This is a genomic window from Paenibacillus anaericanus, from assembly GCF_003994475.1.
GTDB classification, from domain to species: Bacteria; Bacillota; Bacilli; order Paenibacillales; family Paenibacillaceae; genus Fontibacillus; species Fontibacillus anaericanus.
The window spans coordinates 1-4,984 of the sequence record NZ_RZNY01000069.1; the positions used below are offsets into that span (position 1 = coordinate 1).

Below are 4,984 nucleotides of genomic sequence, written 5' to 3' on the forward strand. Positions count from 1 at the left end.
TTTACCCATGCCGTTTCGGATTTCATTTTTATTCTCGGTTTTGTTTTGAGCTTATCTTAATGACATTGCCACGAAGGTGGTCTGTTTTCACTATGAAGCAACCTTTGCCATCAAAGAACGATATCTGCCGCACAACGAAAGCCAATATTTCCTGATGAGCTATCCGGTGTATTCTTGCTTCTGGCCGCCACCCGATAACGATTACAATAGGATTTATGGCATAAATATGAGCCTCCGCGCATGGACCGTGCCATTCCACTTGATGGCCCTCTTGGGTCTATGGATTCGGCTGACAAGCGATAACTCGGTGTAAACCAGTCCTGACACCATTCCCATACATTTCCTGACATATTGTAGAGGCCATACCCGTTTGGTAGATAAGACTTTACGGGAGCAGTACCTGAATAACCGTCACTAGCATGATCTTTGTCAGGAAATTTCCCTTGCCAAATGTTACATTGATGCTGCCCGCCCAGTTTTAATTCATCTCCCCAGGGATATCGTTTCTGGATAAGACCGCCTCGGGCGGCATACTCCCACTCCGCTTCCGTCGGAAGACGTTTACTGGCCCAGCGACAATATGCGTCAGCATCATGCCAAGACATATGGATAACTGGATGATCAAGGCGTTCGTCCACATGAGAATCTGGACCTTCAGGATGACGCCAATTTGCTCCCTCTACCACCCACCACCATGGAGTTTGAGAGGCCACTTGTGTCACCTTCTTGCCTGTCTCTTCAGAAATAAAGGAATGAAAAACGTAAGACCAGCCGAACCGTTCCGCATCTGTAACATAGTTTGTTGCCTCAATAAAAGAAGCGAACTGCTCATTTGTAACCGCCGTTGTATCCAGTAGAAAAGGAGAGACCGTCACGTTTCTAACGGGTCCTTCTCCATCGGATGGGAACCCTTCCTTGTCATCCGTCCCCATAAGAAAAGTGCCTCTAGGAATAAGGATCATCCCTGATAAATCTTCCTCACCTGTCAACCCTTGTACAGACTTATTATCTCTACATCCATCGATGTACCCTTTTCCCAGAACTTGATTACGGCTGGCTGAGCAGCAAGCATGTATATTCTCTGTCATGTGCAAATCTCCAATCTGGGGATAGTTCCTGCTCTGTTTAAAAAAATGCTACACCAAGAAATCCTGAAGCAACAATGATCGTAAGTGGATGCAGTTTATTTTTGATGAGACCATATAGAGAAGCGAATACAATGATTAGCGTACCTAGTGTCTGCCAAGTAAGGAAAGCGTGCTCCTTGCCCATAAATCCAAAACGAATCGCAGCATAAGCAATCAACCCCGTAATTACTGGACGCAAACCATAGAACAAAGTTTTAATCCACTTGCTGTCCCTCACCCGGTAAAAGAATATGGAAATAATAATGATGAGAATAAATGAAGGTAGAACCATGCCTAACGTCGAAGCCATCGCTCCTTCAATTCCGGCTACACGATATCCGATCAAAGTTGCACTGTTGGTCGCAACAGGACCAGTTGCCATCCCTGCGATCGATACAACCTCCTGAAATTCCATTTCAGATAACCACCCGCCAGTCATGGCTTCATGCTGAATCATCGGGATTATCGCGTACCCTCCTCCAAAGGAGAGAAATCCTATTTTCATAAAGGTCATCAATAAATTCCAAATCACGACGTGTCCTCCCTAGATGTAATACTCCGGATACTTTGACTCTTCATCTGAGTAATCCAAGCACTCCTTTTCCGTCCGTACCTGGAGCCCTAACAACTGCTTTACTTGCAAATATACAAATCCAATAAGTAAACCAAATGCGATCACATAGATTGGGTTAATACCGGTTACAAGTAACACGACCAGTACGACCATAGCCGTTGCAGCGGTTGTCTTGTCGAATATAGCATTTTTGGCCATTCGATATGCAGCTACCAGGATTAAGGCAATGACCGCACCATGGATACCCTTCATTGCGGCATCGACCTTCGGTTGATCGGCTAATTGCGAGTAGACTGAACTAAGTAAACAAACAATGATGAAGGTTGGAGTCGTAATTCCTGCTATAGCTGCAATAGCCCCAAATACTCCCCCGAGCCTATAACCAATAAATGCCGCGGCGTTCACTCCAACACCACCTGGTGCGGAACCGGCCAGAGAGAGGATATCATCCATCTCCGCTTCACTCATCCATTTTCGTTTAACTGTAATTTCTCGCTCTATCATCGGGATCATCGCATAACCTCCCCCGAAGGTAACGGGACCAATTCGTAAAAAGGCCCAAAACAATTGGAACAGTAGGTCAACCCTTGCATGTGCAGTTGTCTTTGCGCTTGTCTTTGAACTTGTCTTTGCAGTCACATTTGTTATCATAAACATTCACCCTTAATTCTGTATTACACTCATTATAACACTTTTTCTCAAAATGGAATTAAGTTTTTTTCACTATAAATTACATTTAATTCAATATGGGTTATACTGGATTTACTCTTAATTATTAAAAATTATTTGGGGGTATATTGTGGACAAGCGCTCGACACTCATTCTATCGCCAAAGAAACTCCTATATGACCGAATCGCAGAACAAGGTACCGTATCCAAATTAGACCTTCTAGAAGCATTTTCACTTACCAAGAGCACCATGACCCGATTATTGGAAGAGATGACCGGCGAAGGATTGCTGATAGAATCCGGCTTTGGGCAATCTAGCGGAGGCAGAAGGCCTATTCTCTACCAGATTAATCCGTCATACGGTTACATATTGGGCTTGGAAATCTCAAGGGTATACTCCTCCATTGGATTATTTGATATGCAAATGAACCCAAAATCAATTGTTCATTGGCGAATGGACGAAGCATTCACACCAGAGAAATTTTTGGAGCATATAAGTAGTCAGATACGTGGCTTCCTCAGGGACCACCAGTTGGTAGCTAGTCAGATTATCGGTATAGGAATTGGGGCTGTTGGTCCCCTTGATCGGGACAACGGCTTGATCCTAAGACCACTACACTTCCCTGCTGCAGGCTGGAACAACCTCCCTATATGCAAGCTTGTGGAGGAGCGGACAGGCTTCAAGGCTTTGCTAGACAACGGTGCTAATACAGCACTTCTTGGAGAGCGATGGTCCATCCGGCATGCCAGCATTCAGCATATGCTCTATGTACATGCTGGTGCTGGACTCCGCTATGCGATGATGTCGCATGGGAGTATTGTTCATGGCACGATGGATATGGAGGATGCAATTGGTCAAATGATCATTCAGACAGATGGGCCCCGACTAGATAATGAAGGAAATTACGGAGCTCTGGAAGCATTCGTATCCGTGCAGGCGTTGGAACAACGTGCACGTTCTGAAGCGGAAATGGGTAAAGATCAGATACCCAAGACGTATAAAGTGTCGGTAGAGAAGCTGACTTACGATGTATTGGTCCAAGCCTTTAGAGATGGCGATTCACATGCCCGTGAATTATTTACCCAAGCATCTATTCACTTCGGAATTGGCCTGGCCAACGTGATCAACCTATTACATCCTGAGACCATCATCCTAGGCGGTGCGCTCATCCACTCTCACGAATCGTTCTTCCAAACGGCGGTGGAAGTAGCTCAGAAAAATACTTACCGTTATCCCGAATACCAACCTCAGTTCTCCCTAGGTCAATTGAAAGAAGAAGCTGTGGTGACGGGTGCGGCAATTATGGTAAGAAATCATATGGCTCTCTAGCCTAGAAAAAAGGTTGTCCCCAAAACATTTCCGCGTTTTGGGGACAACCTTTTCTATTAGAAATGAAAGATGCTGCTATAACAGCTGGCAGCAGTTCTTGAATTTCTTCCCGCTCCCACAAATGCATGATTCATTTCGACCTGGAAGTGGATTACCCATTCTTCTGTACTCCTGCATCTGCTCCGCTTTGAGCCGGTTCGCGAGCGAAATCATCCGTTTATAAGCATGTGAATAGAACATTTTGTAGCTTTGGCAGAAATAATCTACCTCGGTACGATCGTTAACATCTAACCAATTCCGGTTGCGAGGGCACCCCCCATGACACAAGCTAAGGTATTCACAAGTCCGGCAGGCTTCATTCATATTTGGCTTCATCTGTAGAAAATCATCATATATTGGACTTGAAAGCAGTGACTCTAAATCCGTTTGACCGATATTCCCTAACCTGTGCTCATCATCAATAAAAAAATCACAAGGGTAAGCATCGCCATTCGTCTCAAGCACCATCATCTTCGGACAGCATGAGCTGTGAATACACTGCTCCACCTGACGATGCATAAATACAAGTAGCATATTCTCAAAAATACGAATGGGCAGCTCGGGATAGCCCTCGTTATACCACAAGTCAAATGTGCGACACAGAAATTGCCCATACTGTTCAGGTGTAATACGGAAACGCCCAGGCATATCGCTCTTCTGCGAGACAAAATCCATACAAGGGATAAACTGAATGTAAGGAAATTTCTGTTCTTGGTAAAATGTCATCAACTCGTCTGGCTTCGTCACGTTATCTTCATGAATCACCGACAGTATGTTATACTCCACACCGGCATCCTGCAAATGGTGAATCCCACGCATAACCAGATCAAAACTGCCTTTCCCCGACCCCGTTACCCGGTGTGCATCATGAATAGGCTTAGGACCGTCCAGACTAATCCCGATCAGAAAGTTATACCGTTTAAAAAATTGCGCCCAATTTTCATTAATAAGAGTTCCATTAGTTTGTAACGCATTACTAATCGTCGTATGTGGTGGTGCATACCTTGCTTGCGCAGAAATCACTTGCTCAAAATACGGAAGTCCCGCCAATAAAGGCTCGCCCCCCTGCCAAGAGAAAGTAGCTAAACCTGATGACCTATCCATGTACTGAGAGATAAACCGCTCCAGAAGGGCCGTATCCATCACTCGAATCGGTTGATGAGGATGACCTCCTGCTGTGCTGTAATAGCAATAATCACAGGCTAGATTACAATCCTCGGAGACTGTTTTCCACATGACATGCAG

At 45.0% G+C, this 4,984-nt stretch carries 5 protein-coding genes; 1 reads left to right on the forward strand and 4 read right to left on the reverse strand.

Annotated features, from left to right (window positions below; genetic code table 11):
- Nucleotides 1-110: 110 nt before the first annotated feature.
- The 3 genes from EJP82_RS27590 to EJP82_RS27600 are packed head-to-tail and all read right to left on the reverse strand — an operon-like array spanning nucleotide 111 to nucleotide 2,352.
- Entirely contained in the window at nucleotides 111-1,088 is a 978-nt protein-coding gene (locus tag EJP82_RS27590) for a formylglycine-generating enzyme family protein (RefSeq protein ID WP_127195286.1), read from the reverse strand.
- 37 nt (nucleotides 1,089-1,125) lie between these two features.
- Nucleotides 1,126-1,659: a chromate transporter gene (locus tag EJP82_RS27595; protein ID WP_127195287.1), complete on the reverse strand. Its 534-nt coding sequence runs from the start codon at nucleotides 1,657-1,659 to the stop codon at nucleotides 1,126-1,128.
- A 12-nt stretch (nucleotides 1,660-1,671) separates the two neighbouring features.
- Nucleotides 1,672-2,352 carry a chromate transporter gene (locus tag EJP82_RS27600; protein ID WP_127195288.1) on the reverse strand — a complete coding sequence of 227 codons (681 nt, stop codon included), beginning with the start codon at nucleotides 2,350-2,352 and terminating at the stop codon, nucleotides 1,672-1,674.
- Nucleotides 2,353-2,500: 148 nt separating this feature from the next.
- On the opposite strand from EJP82_RS27600, the gene EJP82_RS27605 reads away from it, so the two are divergent.
- Nucleotides 2,501-3,700 (forward strand): ROK family protein, encoded by a 1,200-nt coding sequence (locus EJP82_RS27605; RefSeq protein ID WP_127195289.1) that lies wholly within the window; start codon nucleotides 2,501-2,503, stop codon nucleotides 3,698-3,700.
- 75 nt (nucleotides 3,701-3,775) lie between these two features.
- Here EJP82_RS27605 and EJP82_RS27610 read toward each other — a convergent pair.
- On the reverse strand, nucleotides 3,776-4,984 hold a 1,209-nt coding region (locus tag EJP82_RS27610), incomplete at its 5' end, for an anaerobic sulfatase maturase (RefSeq protein ID WP_246054463.1).

Bases quoted from the DNA above. Each gene is read 5' to 3' on its own strand.
- EJP82_RS27590 (WP_127195286.1), bottom strand. From the start codon at position 1,088: ATGACAGAGAATATACATGCTTGCTGCTCAGCCAGCCGTAATCAAGTT.
- EJP82_RS27600 (WP_127195288.1), bottom strand. From the start codon at position 2,352: ATGATAACAAATGTGACTGCAAAGACAAGTTCAAAGACAAGCGCAAAG.